Annotated in this window: 16 protein-coding genes and 1 pseudogene; 9 read left to right on the top strand and 8 right to left on the bottom strand. The window is 73.7% G+C overall.

Annotated elements, in window-relative coordinates; translation table 11 throughout:
- Nucleotides 1-41: 41 nt before the first annotated feature.
- Nucleotides 42-1,253, bottom strand: a complete 1,212-nt coding sequence (locus AC3EVP_RS00785) for a pyridoxal phosphate-dependent aminotransferase (protein WP_435124751.1) — start codon at nucleotides 1,251-1,253, stop codon at nucleotides 42-44.
- Between the two features lie 178 nt (nucleotides 1,254-1,431).
- Between AC3EVP_RS00785 and AC3EVP_RS00780 the strand changes: the two genes are divergently transcribed.
- Nucleotides 1,432-3,708 carry a KAP family P-loop NTPase fold protein gene (locus AC3EVP_RS00780; RefSeq protein ID WP_435124748.1) on the top strand — a complete coding sequence of 759 codons (2,277 nt, stop codon included), beginning with the start codon at nucleotides 1,432-1,434 and terminating at the stop codon, nucleotides 3,706-3,708.
- A 316-nt stretch (nucleotides 3,709-4,024) separates the two neighbouring features.
- Here AC3EVP_RS00780 and AC3EVP_RS00775 read toward each other — a convergent pair whose 3' ends face one another.
- The 6 genes and pseudogenes from AC3EVP_RS00775 to AC3EVP_RS00750 form a co-directional block, all read right to left on the bottom strand.
- The gene (locus AC3EVP_RS00775; RefSeq protein WP_435124745.1) at nucleotides 4,025-4,357 is read right to left on the bottom strand and encodes a helix-turn-helix transcriptional regulator; all 333 of its coding nucleotides are present in this window, start codon (nucleotides 4,355-4,357) and stop codon (nucleotides 4,025-4,027) included.
- A complete protein-coding gene (locus AC3EVP_RS00770; protein ID WP_335980777.1) occupies nucleotides 4,354-4,641 on the bottom strand; it encodes a type II toxin-antitoxin system RelE/ParE family toxin in 288 nt (95 codons plus the stop codon). The genes AC3EVP_RS00775 and AC3EVP_RS00770 overlap by 4 nt, the downstream gene beginning before the upstream one ends.
- 53 nt (nucleotides 4,642-4,694) lie before the next feature.
- Nucleotides 4,695-6,284: an N-acyl-D-amino-acid deacylase family protein gene (locus tag AC3EVP_RS00765; protein WP_435124741.1), complete on the bottom strand. Its 1,590-nt coding sequence runs from the start codon at nucleotides 6,282-6,284 to the stop codon at nucleotides 4,695-4,697.
- 66 nt (nucleotides 6,285-6,350) lie between these two features.
- A pseudogene (locus AC3EVP_RS00760) lies at nucleotides 6,351-7,611 on the bottom strand (MbnB/TglH/ChrH family RiPP precursor modification enzyme).
- On the bottom strand, nucleotides 7,608-8,498 hold the full coding sequence (locus tag AC3EVP_RS00755; protein ID WP_435124738.1) for a TIGR04222 domain-containing membrane protein: 891 nt from the start codon (nucleotides 8,496-8,498) through the stop codon (nucleotides 7,608-7,610). The pseudogene AC3EVP_RS00760 and the gene AC3EVP_RS00755 overlap by 4 nt, the downstream one beginning before the upstream one ends.
- Before the next feature lie 103 nt (nucleotides 8,499-8,601).
- Nucleotides 8,602-9,885 carry an alanine racemase gene (locus AC3EVP_RS00750; RefSeq protein WP_435124736.1) on the bottom strand — a complete coding sequence of 428 codons (1,284 nt, stop codon included), beginning with the start codon at nucleotides 9,883-9,885 and terminating at the stop codon, nucleotides 8,602-8,604.
- A 226-nt stretch (nucleotides 9,886-10,111) separates the two neighbouring features.
- Between AC3EVP_RS00750 and AC3EVP_RS00745 the strand changes: the two genes are divergently transcribed.
- The 3 genes from AC3EVP_RS00745 to AC3EVP_RS00735 are packed head-to-tail and all read left to right on the top strand — an operon-like array spanning nucleotide 10,112 to nucleotide 12,416.
- Nucleotides 10,112-11,185 carry a sugar kinase gene (locus tag AC3EVP_RS00745; RefSeq protein WP_435125557.1) on the top strand — a complete coding sequence of 358 codons (1,074 nt, stop codon included), beginning with the start codon at nucleotides 10,112-10,114 and terminating at the stop codon, nucleotides 11,183-11,185.
- Nucleotides 11,182-12,009 (top strand): IclR family transcriptional regulator, encoded by an 828-nt coding sequence (locus tag AC3EVP_RS00740; RefSeq protein WP_435124733.1) that lies wholly within the window; start codon nucleotides 11,182-11,184, stop codon nucleotides 12,007-12,009. The genes AC3EVP_RS00745 and AC3EVP_RS00740 overlap by 4 nt, the downstream gene beginning before the upstream one ends.
- Nucleotides 12,006-12,416 carry a RidA family protein gene (locus AC3EVP_RS00735; protein ID WP_335980771.1) on the top strand — a complete coding sequence of 137 codons (411 nt, stop codon included), beginning with the start codon at nucleotides 12,006-12,008 and terminating at the stop codon, nucleotides 12,414-12,416. The genes AC3EVP_RS00740 and AC3EVP_RS00735 overlap by 4 nt, the downstream gene beginning before the upstream one ends.
- A gap of 130 nt (nucleotides 12,417-12,546) precedes the next feature.
- Here AC3EVP_RS00735 and AC3EVP_RS00730 read toward each other — a convergent pair whose 3' ends face one another.
- Nucleotides 12,547-14,094 carry a chitinase gene (locus AC3EVP_RS00730; protein ID WP_435124730.1) on the bottom strand — a complete coding sequence of 516 codons (1,548 nt, stop codon included), beginning with the start codon at nucleotides 14,092-14,094 and terminating at the stop codon, nucleotides 12,547-12,549.
- Nucleotides 14,095-14,361: 267 nt separating this feature from the next.
- Here AC3EVP_RS00730 and AC3EVP_RS00725 point away from each other — a divergent pair, with 267 nt between their 5' ends.
- The 5 genes from AC3EVP_RS00725 to AC3EVP_RS00705 all read left to right on the top strand — a co-directional run bounded on the left by AC3EVP_RS00725 (nucleotide 14,362) and on the right by AC3EVP_RS00705 (nucleotide 19,367).
- Nucleotides 14,362-15,213 (top strand): hypothetical protein, encoded by an 852-nt coding sequence (locus AC3EVP_RS00725; RefSeq protein ID WP_435124727.1) that lies wholly within the window; start codon nucleotides 14,362-14,364, stop codon nucleotides 15,211-15,213.
- Between the two features lie 12 nt (nucleotides 15,214-15,225).
- A complete protein-coding gene (gene cpaB, locus AC3EVP_RS00720) occupies nucleotides 15,226-15,948 on the top strand; it encodes a Flp pilus assembly protein CpaB (RefSeq protein ID WP_435124725.1) in 723 nt (240 codons plus the stop codon).
- A 76-nt stretch (nucleotides 15,949-16,024) separates the two neighbouring features.
- Nucleotides 16,025-17,611: a CpaE/TadZ family protein gene (locus AC3EVP_RS00715; RefSeq protein WP_435124722.1), complete on the top strand. Its 1,587-nt coding sequence runs from the start codon at nucleotides 16,025-16,027 to the stop codon at nucleotides 17,609-17,611.
- Nucleotides 17,608-18,036, top strand: coding sequence for a TadE/TadG family type IV pilus assembly protein (locus AC3EVP_RS00710; RefSeq protein ID WP_435124719.1), 429 nt, complete (start codon nucleotides 17,608-17,610; stop codon nucleotides 18,034-18,036). Before AC3EVP_RS00715 ends, AC3EVP_RS00710 begins: the two co-directional genes overlap by 4 nt.
- Complete coding sequence (locus tag AC3EVP_RS00705; protein WP_435124716.1) at nucleotides 18,033-19,367, top strand: TadA family conjugal transfer-associated ATPase; 1,335 nt, start codon at nucleotides 18,033-18,035, stop codon at nucleotides 19,365-19,367. The genes AC3EVP_RS00710 and AC3EVP_RS00705 overlap by 4 nt, the downstream gene beginning before the upstream one ends.
- The last annotated feature ends 33 nt before the right edge of the window (nucleotides 19,368-19,400 follow it).

Below are 19,400 nucleotides of genomic sequence, written 5' to 3'. Positions count from 1 at the left end.
GGGCGCGGGGCAGCCGCCCCGCGCCCCACCGGGGACGAGCGCTACGGCTGGCTGTAGCCGTCGAGGAAGCGGCCGATCCGGCCGACCGCCTCGCGCAGGTCCTCCGCGCGCGGCAGCGTGACGATACGGAAGTGGTCCGGCTCCATCCAGTTGAACCCGGTGCCGTGCACGATCATGATCTTCTCCGCGCGCAGCAGGTCCAGCACCATCTGCCGGTCGTCCTTGATCTTGTACACCTTCGGGTCCAGCCGCGGGAAGGCGTACAGCGCGCCCTTGGGCTTCACGCACGTGACGCCCGGGATCTCCAGCAGCGCCTCGTAGGTCGCGTCGCGCTGGGCCAGCAGCCGGCCGCCGGGCAGCACCAGCGAGTTGATCGACTGGTGGCCGCCGAGCGCGGTCGCGATGGCGTGCTGCGCGGGCATGTTCGCGCACAGCCGCATGTTCGCCAGGATCGTCAGGCCCTCGATGTAGCTGGCCGCGTCCTTCTTCGGGCCGCACACCGCCAGCCAGCCGCTGCGGAAGCCGGCCACCCGGTACGCCTTGGACAGGCCGTTGAAGGTGAGGGTGAGCAGGTCGGGGGCGATCGCCGCGGTCGGGGTGTGGGTCGCGTCGTCGTAGAGGATCTTGTCGTAGATCTCGTCGGAGCAGACCACCAGGCGGTGGCGGCGGGCGATGTCGGTGATGCCGCGCAGCAGCTCGTCGTCGTAGACCGCGCCGGTCGGGTTGTTCGGGTTGATCACCACGATCGCCTTGGTGCGGTCGGTGACCTTGCGCTCGATGTCGGCGAGGTCCGGCATCCAGTCGGACTGCTCGTCGCAGCGGTAGTGCACCGCGGTGCCGCCGGCCAGCGAGACCGAGGCGGTCCACAGCGGGTAGTCGGGGGCGGGGACCAGCACCTCGTCGCCGTCGTCGAGCATCGCCTGCATCGACATCTGGATCAGTTCGGAGACGCCGTTGCCGAGGTAGATGTCCTCGACGTCCAGCGGGATGCCCTTGGTCTGGTAGTGCTGCATGACCGCGCGCCGCGCCGACAGCAGCCCCTTCGCGTCCCCGTAGCCGTGCGCATCACCCAGGGTGCGCAGCATGTCCTCGAGGATCTCCGGCGGGCAGTCGAACCCGAACGGCGCCGGGTTGCCGGTGTTCAGCTTCAGGATGCGGTGCCCGGCCGCCTCCAGCCGCATCGCCTCCTCAAGAACCGGACCCCGGATCTCATAACAGACGTTCGCGAGCTTCGTGGACTGGATCACCTGCATGCCGGTCACCTTACGGCGGGGTCGGCGCGACCGCGCGGTGTTTTCCACCACGTGGACGGGGAGGGGTCTCCAGGGTGCCCGGGGCGGCCGGGGGCCGGCGGGCGGGCGGCCGCGAGGGCGCGGCGCGGATTTCGCCGAGGCGGGCCCGCGGCGGCGGCCGGACTGGGAGACTTCGGGCATGGCGCAGCAACCGTGGCCCACCCCGCCGCTCGCCGTGCCCGGCACCCTGCGCAGGGGGGAGGGCGCCCTCGGCGGACTGATGCTGCTCAACGACGAACCGGTCTCCGGCGCCGACGACGACGAACTGGGCGCCCGCTGGGCGGCCGAGCAGCTGTCCGCGCTGCTGCTCGCCTCCCGGCACGCCACGCCCTTCACCCTCGCGGTGGACGGCGGCTGGGGGATGGGCAAGAGCAGCCTGATGCGGCTGGTCGACGGCCGGCTGAAGCACACCGACGGCGTGCACACCGTCTGGTACAACGCCTGGAGCGCGACCGGCGCCGACGCGCTCGAAGGGCTGATCAAGTCCGTGCTGGCGCAGCTCGACCCGAACATCCTGCGCCGCACGCTGCGCCGGCTGCGCAGCGGCAGCGGCCCGGCCCGGCTGCTGCGCGCGCTCACGCTGCTGCTCGCGGCGCCGCTGGGGGTGGCCGGGATGGTGGACGGGCTGTGGCGCGCGCTGTCCGCGGACGCCACCGCGCGCAACCAGATGCGGGAGGCGCTGCGCGTGATGCTCGCGGACTGGACGGCCGTGCCGCGCCGGGGCGGCCCAGGCCGACTGCTGGTGGTCTTCATCGACGACCTCGACCGCTGCTCCCAGGAGACCGTGCTCGCGCTGTGCGAGGCGCTCAAGGTCTACCTGGACGTGCCCGGGCTCGCCTTCGTGATCGGCTGCGACGCGGAGGCGATGAACGAGGACGGCATGCTGCGCAACCTCACCCCGGCCGGCGCCGCCTTCATGGAGAAGATCTTCCAGACCACCTACCGCATCCCCGCGCCCGGCAACCGCGACATCCAGCACTACGTTCAGCGGTGCGCCCGGCGGGCCGGGATCGCCGACCTGCTCGACCAGGACCAGCGGCTGGTGGAGCTGATCGCCTACCGGGTCGCCCGCAACCCGCGCCGGGTCAAGCGCCTGGTCAACGGGCTGCTGCTGGAGGCGAACCTCAATCCCATCTGGTCCGGCCTCGGCACCGAGGCGGTGCTGCGCACCCTGCTGATCCAGCAGCTCTACATCGACTTCTACCGGCTGATGACCGTCCAGAACGAGCCCGGCTCGCAGCCCGAGGTGGTCGAGACCTTCTTCTCCTACTGCGAGGTCCGCACGCTGCTGCGGGCCGGGGCGGGGTGGACGACGGGCAGCGAGCGGCTGCTGGCGGACTTCCTCGGCCCGCACTCGGTGGCGCTGCCGGCGGAGAACGACCAGGCCGAGCGCGAGACCTCGCTGCGGCTGCTGGAGCGCGAACTGCCGGAGAGTTTCCCGGTGCTGGCCGCCGATCCGGCGTTCGTGTCGCTGCTGCGGGGGCTGCGGATGCTCGAGGGTTCGGATCTGGTGTTCCAGCGCCTGCGGGAGGGGGTCGACCGCCCGTCGCCGTCGGAGCAGGCACCGTACGGGCAGGCTGCGTACGGGCAGGCGCCGTACGGGCAGGTGGCGCAACAGCGCCCGGAGGGGCCGCAACCGCCGTTTACGCAGCAGCAACAGCCGTACGGACAAGGGCAGTTCGGGCCGCCGGAGGCGGCGTCGGCGCGGCCGGGCGGAGTGCCGGCGCAGGCGGCCGGGGAGGAGCGCTCCGGCGGGGCCGCGCCGCCTTCGGGCGGTGAACAGACCCCGGACTGGGGTGCGTTGACCGCGGGGGCGGCCGGGCCGACGGGCTCACCGTACGGGGCGCAGCGGTCCGATCCGGGCGGTGCGCCGCAACAGGGCGCGGCCCGGCCGGCGGGGCCGGCCGACCCGGTCAGCCCGGCGCTCGACCAGCAGGGCGCCGGTGGCTACCCCGCGGCCTACCCGCAGTCCGGCTACGGCGGGCGCGCGGCGTCGCCGCCGCGGTCGCAGCCGGAGGCGCGGGGCGGGCCGCCGCCGGTCGTGGTGCTGGTCGGCTTCACGGGCGAGGCGGCGGGGTCGGTGGGGTTCGCGCTGCAACGCAGCGGTCTGGGCCGGGAGTTCGCCTTCAACCAGGTGCTGTGGGACGACTGGCTCGCGCGCCGCCCGGCCGCGGTGCTGTGCCACGTTGCCGCGTTCGGCCTGCGCGGCCACGGCTTCGAGCTGATCGAGGCGGCCCGGCGGGACCAGGACTACCAGGGCGCGGTCGTCTTCTACAGCCCGACCCTCACCCCGAACGAGCGGCTTCGGGCCGAACACCTCGGCGCCCGCATCACCAGCGACCCCGACCAGGCCGCCCAACTCCTCCTGACCGCCCTCTCCGCCCCACCCCCCGCCCCCTCCACCGGCTCGGGTTGACCAAGGGTGCCTACGTCTTCACGGGCACTGTCGCCGTTGCCCCGACTCGGCTGTGGTTCAGGCCCTGACGGGCCGGCTCCGTCAACGGGCCTCCAGCTCTTCGGCTCGCTGCGTGAGCTCCTCGACAGGATCGCGTCCGCATCGGCGAACGTCAGCTCTTCGACAAAGTAGTGCTCGCGGTGCTCCTGACCACATGCCGGGGTCGGACCGTACTCGTCACCGTAAAGGCACCGGGCGTGTTCGGTGAGCGTGCCGTGCATGCGCTGCACCTAAGGCGTCATGATCCGCCGGACGGAATCTGGCCCCACCAGGGGCCTCATGCGGCGTGGGCGATGAACTCGACGGTGGAGGTGCCACCGTCAAGAGCGATGTTGAGCGACGCGTCGAGCGCCTCGGCCAGGCGGGCAAGCAGCGGAAGGGTGGGCACGGTGCCGCCGAGTTCGAGCTTCGACACCTGCGGTTGCGTCATGCGTGCCCGCCTGGCGAGTTCGGTCTGGGACATACCCAACTCGGTCCGTCGGTCGTACACCGCTTGTCCGAGGTCGAAAACCATCCGGATCTCGGCGCGCATCGCCTCCACCTCGGGGGGCTCGGTGCCGCCTTCCACGGTCTTCCGCTCGCGGGCGAGTTTCCATCGAGCGTGGTTCACAGGTCCTCTCCCTTCGTGACGTCGCGAGTGAACTCGTCGTGGGCTGTGTGGCGCTCGGTCTCACAGAGCTTTCTGGCCTGCTTGGCGCGATCCACTTCCGTATCCTCCCGCATCCGCGTCTTGCGGAACACGGTCAGCAGCACGATCCGGCGATCAGGGGCAAGCCAGTAGGTCAGACGGACGGCGTTGCCGTCATGACCGAGGCTGAATCGGAGTTCACGCAAGCCGTCACCCATATGGGCAAGCGGATGCGAACGGCCGGGACCGATGGCCTCGGTGAGCATCAGGCCGCGCGTAGCTCGGGCAGCCCACTACAAGGCGACGCGCGGTGCGGGGGTCAGCGGCGGCCGGGGCGGGGTGGGGAGCGGCGGACGGAGCGGCCGGCGAGAACGCCGGTGCGGCGGCCGTCGGACATCACGAAGCGGCCGTCGACCAGCACGTACGGGATGCCCGTGGGCAGGGTGCGCGGGTGGTCGAAGGTGGCGCCGGACGCGACCGTGTCCGGGTCGAAGAGCACCAGGTCGGCGCGGTAGCCGGGGCGGACCAGGCCGCGGTCGGGCAGCCGCAGCCGGGCCGCGGGCCGCCCGCTGAGGTGCGCCACGCACTCCTCCAGCGTCAGCACGCCCAACTCCCGTACGTAGCGGCCGAGGTACTCGGGGAAGGTGCCGTAGGCGCGGGGGTGCGGTTTGGCGCCGCGCAGGATGCCGTCGGAGCCGGCGGTGTGCGCGCGGTGGCGCATGATCGTGCGGACGTTGGACTCGTCGCCGACGTGCTGGAGGATGGTGGTGCCGAGGTGGTCGTCGAGCAGCAGGCGGCGGGCGGCGGGCCAGTCGGCCACCCGGGTGCCGATGCGGGGGGACAGGGCGGGGTTCGCGACGCCCGAGACCTCGATGGTGGACCAGTCGACGGGCACCCCGTGGCAGCCGTCGGAGCCCTCGACCTCCAGGGCCACCCGGATCGCCTCGGCCGTGCGGTCCTCCCGCAGCCGCGCGAGGGTCGCCTCGGGGCCGCCTTCCGCGGCCCAACTGGGCAGCAGAGCCACCAGGGTGGTGCAGCCCGGGGTGTAGGGGTAGGTGTCGAGGGTGATGTCGACGCCGGCGTCCAGGGCCCGGTCGAGCAGGGCGAGCAGTTCGGGGGCGCGGCCGGTGTTCTCGGCGAAGTTCATCGTGGCGTGGGCGAGGTGCAGGGCGCACCCCGACTCGCGGGCGAGCGCGATCATCTCCTCGTACGCGGCCAGCGCGCCCGCGCCGTAGGAGCGGTGGTGCGGGCAGTAGTAGCCGTCGTGGGCGGCCACCACCCGGCACAGTTCGGTCAGTTCGGCGTCGGAGGCGTACATGCCCGGGGTGTAGGTCAGCCCGGAGGACATGCCGACGGCGCCCTCGGCCAGGCCGCGGGCGACCTCCTCCTTCATCCGGTCCAGCTCGCGCCCGGTCGGCGGCCGGTCGGCCCAGCCCATCACCATGGCCCGGACGGTGCCCTGCGGCACCAGGTAGGCGGCGTTGACCGCGATGCCCCGGTCCAGCCGGTCCAGGTACTCGCCGACACCGCGCCAGGTGAAGTCGGCGTCGGAGCCGTAGCCGTTCCACCCGGCGATCTGGGTGCGCAGCTCCTTCAGGGCGAGGTCGTCGACCGGCGCGTACGACAGGCCGTCCTGGCCCAGCACCTCCAGGGTGACGCCCTGTGCGGCCTTCGCCTCGTGGACGGGGTCGGTGAGCAGCGCGAGGTCGCTGTGCGCGTGCATGTCGATGAACCCGGGGGCCAGCGCCAGACCGTGCGCGTCCACCGCGAGCCGCGCGCTCAGCCGGGTCCCGCCGTCGCGCTCCCGCCGGATCTCGGTGATCCGCCCGCCGTCCACGCCGACGTCGGCGACGTACGGGCGGCCACCGGTCCCGTCCACGACCAGCGCTTCGCGAAATACCAGCTCCATGGCCAGCCATCTTGCCTTACATCCGCAAAAGGCCGGATCGGGCCCCCGCGGGTGCGGCCGGGGCGGTCAGCCGGTCCGCCGGCGCCACCGGTCCCGGCGGCGGGGACGGGGACGGTCGGCCGGGGGGAGCAGGCCGTGCACGCGGAGGTGGGCCTCGAAGGCCGCGGCGTCCGGGTGGGAGCCGCCGGCCGGCAACGGGTGGGCGCGGGCGTAGTCGGCGAAGGCGGACCGGTAGGCGCCCTCGCCGAGGGCGGCGGCGAGCCACGGGTGGTGGGCGGCCGCGGTGCGGGCCCGCTTGGCGAGGAGGGCCCGGGCCTGGACGGCGAGCCGCTGCCGGTCGAACCCGTCGGGTGCGGATGCGCCGGCCACGAGGCAGGCGAGCAGGGCGTGCTGGGCCGCGGCCAGGGCGGTGCGCGGGTCGTGCGGGTCGTCCGGGTCATGCGCATCGTGGGACGGGCCGCACGCCCGGTCGGGGCCGTACGGCTCAGCGGGCACGGCCGGCTCCGGTGACGGCGGTGCGGATCGCGGCCAGTTCGGCGGCGAGCTCGGCGTCGGCCGGGTAGGCGCCGTCGCGCTCCAGCAGCACTCCGGGGACACGGGTCCGCGACGCCAGTTCGGCGAGCACCTCGAGAACGGGCGCGGTCACCGGGTGGGTGTGCGTGTCGTGCCAGATGCCGTCACGCTCCGCGCCACCGGCCACGTGCACGTATCCGAGCCGGTCCAGGGGAAGTTCGTCGAGCACGGCCCGCGGGTCGATGCCGAGGTTGACGTGCGCGGTATGCAGGTTGGCCACGTCGACCAGCAGCAACGCACCGGTACGGTCGGCGAGTTCGGCCAGGAAGCGGCCCTCGGTCAACTCCTCGCCCGGCCAGCGGAACAGCGGTGCGATGTTCTCCAGCGCGAGGGGCACGGGCAGTTCCCTCTGGGCGGCGCGGACGTTCGCCACGACGACGTCGAGTGCCGCACGGGTACGCGGCACCGGCAGCAGGTGACCGGCCTCGAGGCCGCCGGCCCGGGTGAAGGCGATGTGCTCGCTGACCAGCGGGGACCCCAACGCGGCAGCGCAGGAGGCGAGATGGGCCAACCGGACGGGGTCCGGGGGTTCCGCCCCGCCGAGCGACAGCGACACCCCGTGCGGGACCACCGGGACGCCGCGCTCGCGCAGCGCCCGCAGAGAGTCCGGCAGCCGGCCCGGGGCGAGGTTCTCCGCGACCGCCTCGACGAACTCCACCCCGGCCAGCCGCTCCACGGCCAGGTCGATCGCCGGTCGCCATCCGATGCCGTAGCCCAGACGCGGCGCTTCGGCGTACGCTGCCGCGCCGGTCATCCGCCGCACCCCCCGCAGCCGCCCCCACCGCATCCGCCGCCACCGCAGCTGCTCCCGCCACAACTGCTGCCGCCGCCGGAGGAGGACATCGACACGCTGCCGTACAGCGCCGTGCGCAGTTCCGCGTCGGCCAGGCCGACGGCGCCGAACGCCGCCACGCCCAGGACGACGGCCGGCGTCGAAGCGGGGTAGCCGCCGCCGTAGTTGCCGAACAGCAGCGGAGACGGGAGATCGGCGGGGCCGCCGCCGGCCAGCGCCCGTAACTGCCGCCCGGCGGCGGTCAGCCGGGGGGATCGGGCACCCAGCAGCACGAGGGCCGCGACCAGGGCGGTCAACTCGACGCACAGCAGTATCACCGGTCGCCCGGCCGCGATCCCGTGGACCACGCGCACCACGCCCAGCACGAGGACCGCGGCGGGAGCCAGCAGCGCCCGCCGAGCCCGTTTCCGCTGACGGCCGCCCAGCACCAGGCCCTGCCCGACTGCCTCGTCGTGCACAGAGCGCACGGCGGCACTGTCGCCCGCCCGTGCGCGGACGCCGTGCAGATCCGCACCGTCCAGCGCCGTGATCGCCGACAGCACCGCCTGCTGCACGGGTTCGGCGGCCGTCGCGCCGGACACGGGCCTGATCCGGTGGTCGCGACTGACCCGGACCTGCCCGGCGGCCAGGAGCGCCTGCACGGCGGTGTCCACCACGCGCTTCCCGCCACCGCTGACCAGTGCGAGCGTGTACACGTCACTCCGAGTGCCGACGGGTCGCCCGGTATGCGCGCGGGCCGTACGCAGCGGCGACCACAGCAGCGGCACCGCCGCCACCGCCACGACCGCCAGCACGGCGTAGAGCGCCAGGAACTGCGGGCCGCTCAGGCCCCACGACTGATGCTGCATACCGACCTCCATGACGGAGCCCCCCGGGCTGCTGTCAGCAAGCACGCCCGGTCGCGCCGCGCCGGTTCCCACCCGGCGGCGGACGGGGCGCCACGCGGCGGCGTCAGAAGTACGTGCGGACGTACGACGTGACCGTGCCGTCCGCCCGGGCGACCGGGATGAGCACCCACTTGTCGAAGGTGGTGCACGGGTGGGACACGCCCAGCGCCACCCAGTCGCCGACCTCCAGGCCGTCCCCGGGCGGCACCCGCAACCAGGCGTGCTGGTCGGAGAGCTTGACCACCTCCAGCCCCTCCGGCGCGGCGCGGGTCGAGCCGTCACGGGCCGAGCGGACCGTGCGGGGCGCGGGCAGCCCGAGGTCGTAAGGGGCGTCGCGCTTGCCGGCGTTGAGGAACGCCTGGTCCGGCGCGGGCCGGGAGACCACCTGCGCCCACAGCCGGAAGGCCGGTTGCAGGTCGCCGTCGGCGGGCACCCGGTTGAAGGGGGTGATCCGCCGGTAGTGGTCGTCGTCATGGGTGACGTACGCGCCCGAGCGCAGCAGCCGCAGCACCGGGCGGGACAGCTCCGGGACGTCGGCGAGGACGTCGGCGACCGCGTCGAACCACGCCGAGCCGCCCGCGCTGACGATGATCTCCTCGGCGTCCGCGAAGTGCCCGGCCCGGTCGAGCGCGGCCGCGAGCGCCACCAGCCGGTTCAAGTAGGCCCGGACCCGCTCGGGGTCGGCCGCCGGCACCTCGCCCTCGTAGCCGGCCACGCCCACCAGGCGCAGCGCGCCCGCCGCCGACACCGCCGCCGCGACGGCCTGCGCCTCGCGGTCGGTGCGCACCCCGGTCCGCGCGCCCTGCCCGGCGCCCAGCTCCACCACCACGTCCAGCCGCCGCCGTACCCCGGCCGCGCGCAGCTCGGCGTCCATCAGCTCGACCGCGCGCAGCGAGTCGACGTAGGCGACGAAGGTGAAGTCCGGGTCGGCGTCCAGTTCGGCGCCGACCCAGCGCAGCGCGGCAGCGTCGACCAGCTGGTTGGCCAGGAAGATCCGCGGCACCCCGAACGCCCGTGCCACCCGCACCTGGTGGGGTACGGCCAGGGTGATCCCCCAGGCGCCGCGGGCGAGTTGGCGGGCGAACAGCTGCGGGGCCATCGACGTCTTGCCGTGCGGGGCGAAGGCCAGCCCGTACCGGGCGGTGTACTCCTCCAGCGCGGCCAGGTTGTGCTCCAGGGCCTCTTCGGACAGCACGAGCAGCGGGGTGGTGAAGCCGCCGCCGAACAGGTCGCGGCGCTGCGCGGCCAGTTCGCCCACGGTCAGCCCCTCGGCGTCCGGCGGCAGGCCCTTGAACCGGTGGTCGACCCGCTCGCCGTCCAGCGCCGCGACCTGCTCGTCGATGTCCATCCACCCTCCCGGGAGGCGCTCCGGCGGTGCCGGCGTCTCGTCGTACCGCCGTTGCGCTGTGTGCAACGGCCGTTGCGTATCTTGTCCTCCGTTGTCTAACATCCTGGTCGGCGCGAGGTCAACGGGCGCCGAGGACCGGCCGCCCGCCGCCCCGACGAGAACGGAGACCCGCGTGAGCGCACCGCCGAGCACCGAACACGTCGACGTGGTGTGCCTGGGCGAGTCCATGGTCACCTTCGTGCCCTCCCGGCCCGGCCCGCTCGCCGACGTCCCCTCCTTCGACCGGGCCATCGGCGGCGCGGAGTCCAACGTGGCCTGCACGCTCGCCCGCGCCGGGCACGCCACCCGCTGGGTGAGCCGGGTCGGCGCGGACGGCTTCGGCGACCACCTGGTGGACACCATCGCCGCGGCGGGCGTGGACGTCGGCGCGGTGCAGCGCGACCCGCACCGGCCCACCGGCGTCTACTTCCGCACCGCGCAGGAGCGCGCCACCACCCTCGACCGCCGAGCCGGCCGCGCCGAGGTCGTCTACTACCGCAAGGGCTCTGCGGCCTCCGCGCTGTCGCCCGCGCTGGTGCGCCGCCGCGATGTGTGGGCCGGCCGGGTGCTGCACCTGACCGGCATCACCGGCGCGCTCTCGGCGACCTGCCAGGCCCTGATGACCCGCCTCACCCACCGCGAACCCGGCCGCCCGCTGGTCTCCTTCGACGTCAACCACCGCCCCGCGCTGTGGCGGGACGCCGACCCCTGGCGGCTGGCCGACCTCGCCCGCGGCTGCGACCTGGTCTTCGTCGGGGAGGACGAGGCCCAGGCGGCCTGGGGCCTGCCCGACGCGGACGCGGTACGGGCCGCGCTGCCGGAGCCGGCGGTGCTGGTGGTCAAGCAGGGCGCCGCCGGGGCCACGGTGTTCGTCGCGCAGCAGTCCCGGCTGCCCGCGGAACTGGCCGGCCTGGGCTCGGCCGACGGGCCGGAAGGAGCCGCCCGGCCGCACACCGCGGCCGGCGGCGGGGTGCGGCTGCACGTGCCCGCACCGGCCGTGGACGTGGTCGCGCACGTCGGCGCGGGCGACGCCTTCGCCGCCGGGTTCCTGTCGGCGACGCTGCGCGGGCTGCCGCTGCGCGACCGGATGCGCCACGGCCACCTGCTGGCCGCCGCCGCCCTGACCGTCCCCGACGACCTCGCGGTGCCGCCGCCGCGGGCGCGCTGCGACGCGCTGGCGGCGCTCGACGACGAGGCGTGGGCCGGGCTGCGGCTGGGCCCGGGGTGGACCCGGGCGGCGGCCGCGGGGGTGCCGGGATGAGCCAGACCGTGGACCGGGCGCTGAGCATCCTGCCGCTGCTCGCCGAGGGACCGGCCGGCCTGGAACAGGTCGCCACCCGGCTGGGCGTGCACAAGTCGACCGCGCTGCGGCTGCTGCGCACCCTGCACGAGCACGGCCTCGTCTACCGCCAGCAGGACCAGCGCTACCGGCTCGGCGCCCGCCTGTTCGCACTCGCCCAGCAGGCCGTCGAAGCGCTGGACATCCGCGAGATCGCCCACCCGCACCTGGCCGCGCTCAACGAACGCACCGGCCACACCGTGCACTTGGCGGTGTACGAGCAGGGCGAGGTGGTCTACATCGACAAGGTGGACAGCCGCTACCCGGTGCGGATGTACTCCCGGATCGGCCGCCCGGTCGCCATCACGGTCGCCGCCGTCGCCAAACTGCTGCTGGCCGACCTGCCCGAACCCGAGCGGCGCGCGGTCGCCGAACGGCTGGACTACCCGCGCTACACCGCCCGTTCGACGCCGGACGCGGCCGCGTTCCTCGCGGAGCTGGCCCGGGTGCGCGAGCAGGGCTGGGCGAGCGACCTCGGCGGCCACGAGGAGTCCATCAACTGCGTCGGCGCGCCGATCCACGGCCCCGACGGCCGGGTCTGCGCGGCGATGTCCGTCTCCGCCCCCAACGTGGTGGTCGGCGCCGAGGAGTTGCTGCGGCTGCGCCCGCTGATCCTGCGGACCGCCTACGCGGTGGGGGAGGAGCTGTCCGGCCGGTCGGCCGGCGGCCCGCGCGACGACGACCCAGGCCCCCGCGGCCACCACCTTGACGAAGACGAACCGAGCGACGAGGACACCGACGCATGAGCGACCACCCCAAGACCGCGATCACCCCGCCCACGCACACCGTCCCGCCGGCGAAGTTCTCGCACGGCGTGCGCAAGGGCAACATCCTCCAGGTCGCCGGCCAGGTCGGTTTCCTGCCCGCGGTGGCGGGCCAGGCGCCGACCCCGGCCGGCCCGACGCTGCGCGAGCAGACCCTCCAGACCCTCGCGAACGTGGAAGCGGTGCTCACCGCGGGCGGCGCGAGCTGGGAGGACGTGGTGATGGTCCGCGTCTACCTCACCGACACCGCGCACTTCGCCGAGCTGAACGACCTCTACAACGCCTACTTCGCCGACCTGGAGCAGCCGCCCGCGGCCCGTACGACGGTCTACGTCGGCCTGCCCGCCGGCCTGCTGATCGAGATCGACGCGCTGGCCGTCCTGGGCTGAACCGCCGCGCCGGCCTGAACCGCCGCGCCGGCCTGGGCCGAACCGCCGCCCCTGGCAGGGCACCACACGAAGGGAGCGCCCCCCGGCCGGGGGACGCTCCCTTCGCTTCTCTTGCCGCGGGTGGTGCCGGCTACGGCATCGCGTGGACGTGCGCGCCGACCGTGTTCGACCAGGAGTTCCCGTTGGACGCGTCCCAGTTCGTGGACCAGGTCATGGCGCCGCGGATGGTGGGCCACTTGGCCGAGGGGTGGAAGGTGCCGCAGTTGGTGCCGCTGGCCAGGCAGTCGAGCGCGTTGTCGACCACCGTCGGGGAGACGTAGCCGGAGCCGGCCGCGCTGCTGGAGGCCGGGGTGCCGATGCCGACCTGGGACGGGTCCAGCCCGGCCTGGATCGCGGTGCAGGCCAGCGTGGTGATGAAGTCCACGCTGCCCTGGCTGTAGACGCCGCCGTCGCAGCCGTTCATCGAACCGCTGTTGTAGTACTGGGTGTTGACGACCGTCAGGATGTCCTTGATCTTCAGCGCGGTGGCCAGGTAGTCACTGGAGGCCGAGAGCATGTCGATGGTCTGCGGCGCCATCGTGATGATCAGGCCGGAACCGGCCTTCGCGCTGAGGTCGCGCAGCGCCTGCGACATGTAGGTGGAGTCGATCCCGTTCTCCAGGTCGATGTCCACGCCGTTGAAGCCGTAGGTCTGCATGAGGCTGTAGACGCTGTCGGCGAAGTTCGTCGCCGAGGCCGAGTCGCGCACCGAGATGGTGCCGTTCTGCCCGCCGACGGAGATCACCACCTTCTTGCCCGCCGCCTGCTTGGCCGCGATGTCCGCCTTGAACTGGGCGTCGCTGTAGTTCAGCGCCGGGTCCAGGGAGAAGGTGACCGCGCCGGGCGTGGTGGTGGCGGTGGCGAAGGCCACGGCGATGATGTCGTACTGGTTCTGCACCTGCGCCAGGGTCTGCACGGCCGCGCCGTTGTCGAAGTCCTGCCAGTAGCCGGTCACCGCGTGTGCGGGGACGTCGGTGGCCGGCGGGTTCGTCGGCGGCGTGGTGGGAGGTGTGGTCGGGGGAGTGGTGGGCGGGGTCGTCGGGGGAGTGGTGGGGGGCGTGGTCGGCGGGGTGGTCGCGGTACCGCCCGGGCCGGTCAGGGTCACGTCGTCGGCGTAGTAGGCGGGTTGGGCGTACCAGCCGTGGGTGTAGACGGTCACCGAGGTGGTGCTCGCGCCGGTGGTGAACTTGACGCTGAGCTGGCTGTAGGAGGAGGCGCTCGGTGTCCAGGTGGACGGGTCGGTGCCGCCGGTGCCGGTAGCGCCGAGGTAGACGTACGACCCCTGCACCCAAGCGCTGAGGGTGTAGGAGGAGTTGGGCTGCACGCTGATCGTCTGCGTGCACTGCCCGGTGTCGCTCGCGGTCGGGGTGGCCTTGAGCGCGCTCGACCCGGAGTGCACGGGGCTGGTGACGACGGCGCCGCTGCCGGCGCTGCACGTCCAGCCCGAAAGCCCGCTCTCGAAGCCGGAGTCGGTGACCAGGTTGGTGTCGGCGGCGGACGCGGCGCCCTGGGTGACGAGTGCGACGCCCGAGCCGATGACGGCGGCGGCGCTGAGCCCGGCGACCAGCCGGCGCCGCAACGTCGCCGCGGACCTCGCATGGCCTGCTGGGTGCTGATTCGCGCGCGATGCACGTTCCACGACTGCCTCCTGGGGGCAAGGAGTTGGGGGGTGGTGGGGTGTGCGGGTGACCCGGTGGCCATCGTTGGCATGGACACAGGTAATAGGGAGAAAGTTGGTCCAGACCAATAAGGTTGTCAAGACCCCTGGTGGACACCGGTCGTTCACGGTTTCCGATCCGCGACTTTCCGCGCTCAACCTGCTACACGTCGATAAGCTGACCACCGCGTACAGCCGGGCGGACCCCCGCTCGACCCGGCCGGCGCACCGCAGATGGGGAGGTGCCGCATGCCGAGCGTCATCACGGTGACCGCGGACGACCTCGCGCTGCCGCTGGAGGAGCACGTGGTGCGCACCTCCGCCGCCTTGGACGCGCACGGCCATCTGATCGCGCTCGCCCCCGTCGAGGCGGACGACCCCGCGCGGCGCCGCATGCACACCGTGCGCTCCGCGCTGGAGGGCGACCGGATCGCCATCGTGCCGCTCACCCTGCCCCCGCTGGCCCGCACCCTGCTCGGCGAGCAGCTGCGGCAGCTGTCCGGCACCGACCTGGGCCCCGGCGTGCTAGCCGGCGCCGCCCGCCTGCTCTCGTACTACCTGCACTCCGGCGCGCTGCTGGCCTCCGTCAGCAAGCTGGACCGGGTGCCGGTCGGCGTCGGCAGCCACGTCAAGTCCCTCGTGCCCGGGCGGCACTTCGCGGTGCTCGCCCACCCCGAGCCTTACCTCGGCGAGGCCGACGCGGCCCACGTGCCGCCCGGTCCCTCCTACACCACGCAGCTCGCGGTGGCCGGCAGCGGCCTGGACCCCGGCTGGGTGGCCGGGCCGCTCGCCGCCGGCTGGCAGACACAGGCCCTTCGGGAGGTGCCGCTGCCCGCCGACTCCGCCCGCTGGTGGGGCACCTCGCGACTGGTCGAGTTCACCGCGTACATCGCCGACGTCGGCATGCTCTACCAGCTCGTCACCTCGGTGCGCCGCGACACTTGCACCTGGTGCGGACTCGAAGTCATCGGCGACCAGTGCCTGTTCTGCGCCACCAAGATCGGCGAGCGCACCACCCCCGCCCGGCACGCCGCCGCCCGCCCGCCCGACCGGGCCGTGGAGACGCCGCGCCGCCCCCAACTCGAACCCCACAAGCGATAGGTCCACCCGCCCATGAACTCACGTCAGCGCCGTGGCGTCGTCCTCCTGGTGGTCTCCGTGGTCTGCGCGGTCGCCGCCTTCGCCGGGGTGCTCGCCGTCGTCGACAACGCCCGCACCCAGGTGGGCCAGAAGGTGACGGCGTACGAACTGACCGCCGACGTGCCCGCGTACACCGCGCTGGACTCCTCGAAGGTGCGCCGGATATCCATGCCGAAGCGGTGGCTGCCGGACACCGCGGTACGCGACCTCGGCGCGCTCCAGGGGAAGATCGCCGCGGTCGCGCTGAAGAAGGGCTCGCTGCTGGAGTCCGACATGGTCGCCGCGCAGCCCGAACTCAAGCCCGGGCAGATGGAGATCGCCATCATGATCGACGCGGAGACCGGGGTGGCCGGCAAGATCACCCCCGGCGCCAAGGTGAACATCTTCGCCACCTTCGCCGGCCGCAAGGACACCGACCCGGACGTCTCGAAGATCATCGTGGCGAACGCGTCCGTGCTGGACGTCGGCCAGATCAAGGCGTTCGACAAGAACGAGGACGCGCAGCGGCTGTCCGAGGAGGGCGTCCCGATCACCTTCGCACTCGACGCTGCCGACGCCCAACGCGTCGCGTACGCCGAGTCGTTCGCCGAGCACGTCCGGCTCGCGCTGGTCGCCCCCGGCGACACCGCGGCGCCCCCGGACAGCGACCGCACCTACACGCTCTCCGGCGACACGTCCGCGGGAGCCGGGCGATGAGGCCGGGCGCGGCCCCGGGCCGCCGCCCCGGCCGCCCCCGCACGGCGGCGCGCCGGCCGGACCGGGGAGGGCCGAGATGACCGTACGCATCCTCGCCGGCACAGCGGACGCCGACACCGCCCGCGCGCTACTCGGCCTGCTCGGCCAACTCCCGGGCGCCGAACCGGCGCCGGCCCTGCCCAGCTCCACCGCGCTGCTCGACGCGCTCGCCCGCGCCGCCGAGTCGGGCGTCGAGGAGCTGCCCGAGGTCGTCGTCGTCCACGACCTGATCGGCCCGATGCCCGGCCTGGACCTGGTCCGGGACATCGCGCTGCGCTTCCCCGCGGTCGGCGTGGTGCTGCTCACCGCCGACCCCAGCCCGTCGATGCTCGCCTCCGCGATGAACTCCGGCGCCCGCGGCGTGATCGGACTGCCGCTGGCCTACGACGAGTTGGGCGCCCGCGTGGAGGCCGCGGCCGCCTGGGCGGACGGGGTGCGCCGCCACCTGGCGCCCGGCCGGACCGCGCTGCCCGCCGTCACCGGCGGCACCCTGGTCGCGGTGGCCGGCGCCAAGGGCGGCGTCGGCACCACCGTCACCGCCGTCCAACTCGCCCTGGCTGCCCACGCGTCGGGCCGCTCCACCGCCCTGGTCGACCTCGACCTGCAAGGCGGCGACGTCGCGTCGTACCTGGACGTGCAGTTCCGCCGCTCCGTCGCCGACCTGGCCGACATCGCCGACGTCTCCTCCCGCGTGCTGAACGACGCGATGTACGTCCACGAGTCGGGGATCGCGCTGCTGCTCGCCCCCGCCGAGGGCGAGCGCGGCGAGGAGGTCACCGACCGCGCCGCCCGCCTGGTGCTGACCGCCCTGCGGCAGCGGTACGAGGTCGTCGTCGTGGACTGCGGCACCCAGGTCACCAGCGCCAACGCGGTCGCCGTCGAGACCGCCGACACCGCCGTGCTGGTCACCACCCCCGACGTCGTCGCCGTACGCGCCGCCAAGCGGATGGTGCGGATGTGGGACCGGTTGCAGGTCCGCAAGGCGCAGGACACCACCACCGCGGTCAACCGCTACACCCGCGGCAGCGAGATCCAGCCGTCGCTGGTCGGCCGGATCACCGGCACGAAGGTCGCCGAGGCGGCGATCCCGGCCGGCTTCCGCGAACTCCAGCCCGTCATCGACGCCGGACGCCTGCACGACCTGGACGGCCGCTCCGCCGTCCGCGGCGGGATCTGGTCGCTGGCCGGGGAGTTGGGCCTGGTCACCGCGGTGGCGCCGACCGGTCGGTCCGGCGGGAAGCGGCTGCGCCGCGCCGACCGGGACCGCGGCCAGGTCACCCTGGAGACGCTCGGTATGACCCCGGTCATCCTGATCACGCTGATCCTCGTCTGGCAGGCGGTGCTGGCCGGCTACACCTTCACCCTCGCGGGCAACGCCGCCGACCAGGCCGCCCGGGCCGCCGCCGTCGGGTCCGACTTCCACGCGGCCGCGGCCGACGACCTCCCGGGCGCCTGGGCCTCCGGCATGCAGGGACCGGACGTCGGTCGCGCCGACGGGCAGGTCTCCGTCTCCCTCGGGCTGAAGGTGCCGGTGCTCTTCCCGGGCGCCATCGACTTCCCCGTCACCGTGCACGGGCACGCCTCCACGGTCGACGAGACCGCCACGAAGGGCGTGAACCCGTGAGACGCCGGGGCGGTCCCGAGCGGAGCCGGGGCGGGCGGTTCGGCGGGCGGCTCGCGGTGCGGCGCTCGGCCGGTCAGGCGTCGCTGGAATACCTCGGCATGCTGCCCTTCCTCCTGCTCATCGCCCTCGCGGGCATCCAGCTCGGCATCGCCGCCTACTGCGGTTCACAGGCCGGCACCGCGGCCCGCACCGCGGCCCGCACCGCCGCGCTGCACGGCACGCAGGGCGGCACCACCGCCGGAGCCCAGGCAGGCCAGGACGCGGTCAGCGGCTGGATCGACCCCGACATCAGCTGGCCGGTGGACAACCCCGAGCAGATCACCGCGCGTGCCACCGTCAGCATCCCGTCCGTCCTGCCCGGGGTCCACCTGTTCGGGCCGGTGCACCGCGACGCGACCATGCCGAAGGAGGACTGGACGCCATGAGCCTGCGTGCCCGCCTCGCCGTCGAAGAGGCCACCCCGCAGACCCAGGAGGGCCACCTCGTGGCCGTCTACCGGGCGAAGCTGCTCCAGGAGATCGACCTCGCGGAGATGTCCGCGCTGGCCGCCGCCGAGCGCCGCGCCCGCCTGGAGCGCGTCCTCGGCCACATCATCAGCCGCGAGGGCCCGGTGCTGTCCAGCGCCGAACGCGCCGCGCTGATCCGCCGGGTCGTCGACGAGGCCCTCGGCCTGGGCATCCTCGAACCGCTGCTGGAGGACCCCTCCGTCACCGAGATCATGGTCAACGGCCCGGACCGGATCTACGTCGAGCGCGGCGGCCGGGTCGAACTCGTCCCGGCCCGCTTCTCCTCCGCCGACCAGCTCCTCCAGACCATCGAGCGGATCGTCTCCACCGTCAACCGCCGCGTGGACGAGTCCAATCCGATGGTCGACGCCCGCCTGCCGTCCGGCGAGCGCGTCAACGTCATCATCCCGCCGCTGTCGCTGACCGGCCCGACGCTGACCATCCGCCGCTTCCCGCGCGCCTACACGCTCCAGGAACTCATCGAACTGGGCACCCTCGACGAGCACATGCTGCTCCTGCTGTCCGCGTTCGTCCGCGCCAAGTGCAACATCATCGTCAGCGGCGGCACCGGCTCCGGCAAGACCACCCTGCTCAACGCGCTGTCCGGGCTGATCCCCGACGGCGAGCGGATCATCACCGTCGAGGACGCCGCCGAACTCCAACTCCAGCAGGAGCACGTGATCCGGCTGGAGTCGCGCCCGCCGAACGTCGAGGGCGACGGCCGCATCACCATCCGCGACCTCGTGCGCAACTCCCTGCGCATGCGCCCGGACCGGATCATCGTCGGCGAGGTCCGCGGCGGCGAGACCCTCGACATGCTCCAGGCGATGTCCACCGGCCACGACGGCTCGCTGGCCACCGTGCACGCCAACTCCGCCGAGGACGCCGTGCTGCGCCTGCAGACACTGGCCTCCATGAGCGAGGTCAAGGTGCCCTTCGAGGCGCTGCGCGACCAGATCAACTCCGCGGTGGACGTCCTGGTCCAGCTCCAGCGGCACGTCGACGGCACCCGCCGGATCGCCGAGATCGCCGTGCTGTCCTCCCGCGGCCGCGACACCTTCCGGCTCACCTCCGCCACCCGCTTCCGCGCCGAACCCCTCGGCGTCGACCGCATCGTCCGCGGCTGGTTCGAACACCGGCCGCTGCCCGGCGAGATCGGCGAGCGGCTCTACCTGTCCGGGGAGCACATCCCCGCCGCCTACGGCGTCGGCACCACCGCACTCGACCTCGACAGCCGGGAGGCGAAGTGACCGCCACCAGCCCCTTCGCCGCCGGAACTTCCC

It is taken from the genome of Actinacidiphila sp. bgisy144 (assembly GCF_057708105.1).
The sequence above is the reverse complement of the archived record's forward strand: the minus strand, read 5'-3'. Positions and strand labels throughout refer to the sequence as shown.

What these genes read in the sequence shown, in the direction of transcription:
- AC3EVP_RS00785 (WP_435124751.1), bottom strand. Translation starts at nt 1,253, where the DNA reads ATGCAGGTGATCCAGTCCACGAAGCTCGCGAACGTCTGTTATGAGATC.
- AC3EVP_RS00780 (WP_435124748.1), top strand. Translation starts at nt 1,432, where the DNA reads ATGGCGCAGCAACCGTGGCCCACCCCGCCGCTCGCCGTGCCCGGCACC.
- AC3EVP_RS00770 (WP_335980777.1), bottom strand. Translation starts at nt 4,641, where the DNA reads ATGCTCACCGAGGCCATCGGTCCCGGCCGTTCGCATCCGCTTGCCCAT.
- AC3EVP_RS00765 (WP_435124741.1), bottom strand. Translation starts at nt 6,284, where the DNA reads ATGGAGCTGGTATTTCGCGAAGCGCTGGTCGTGGACGGGACCGGTGGC.
- AC3EVP_RS00755 (WP_435124738.1), bottom strand. Translation starts at nt 8,498, where the DNA reads ATGCAGCATCAGTCGTGGGGCCTGAGCGGCCCGCAGTTCCTGGCGCTC.
- AC3EVP_RS00750 (WP_435124736.1), bottom strand. Translation starts at nt 9,885, where the DNA reads ATGGACATCGACGAGCAGGTCGCGGCGCTGGACGGCGAGCGGGTCGAC.
- AC3EVP_RS00745 (WP_435125557.1), top strand. Translation starts at nt 10,112, where the DNA reads ATGGTCACCTTCGTGCCCTCCCGGCCCGGCCCGCTCGCCGACGTCCCC.
- AC3EVP_RS00740 (WP_435124733.1), top strand. Translation starts at nt 11,182, where the DNA reads ATGAGCCAGACCGTGGACCGGGCGCTGAGCATCCTGCCGCTGCTCGCC.
- AC3EVP_RS00735 (WP_335980771.1), top strand. Translation starts at nt 12,006, where the DNA reads ATGAGCGACCACCCCAAGACCGCGATCACCCCGCCCACGCACACCGTC.
- AC3EVP_RS00725 (WP_435124727.1), top strand. Translation starts at nt 14,362, where the DNA reads ATGCCGAGCGTCATCACGGTGACCGCGGACGACCTCGCGCTGCCGCTG.
- cpaB (WP_435124725.1), top strand. Translation starts at nt 15,226, where the DNA reads ATGAACTCACGTCAGCGCCGTGGCGTCGTCCTCCTGGTGGTCTCCGTG.
- AC3EVP_RS00715 (WP_435124722.1), top strand. Translation starts at nt 16,025, where the DNA reads ATGACCGTACGCATCCTCGCCGGCACAGCGGACGCCGACACCGCCCGC.
- AC3EVP_RS00705 (WP_435124716.1), top strand. Translation starts at nt 18,033, where the DNA reads ATGAGCCTGCGTGCCCGCCTCGCCGTCGAAGAGGCCACCCCGCAGACC.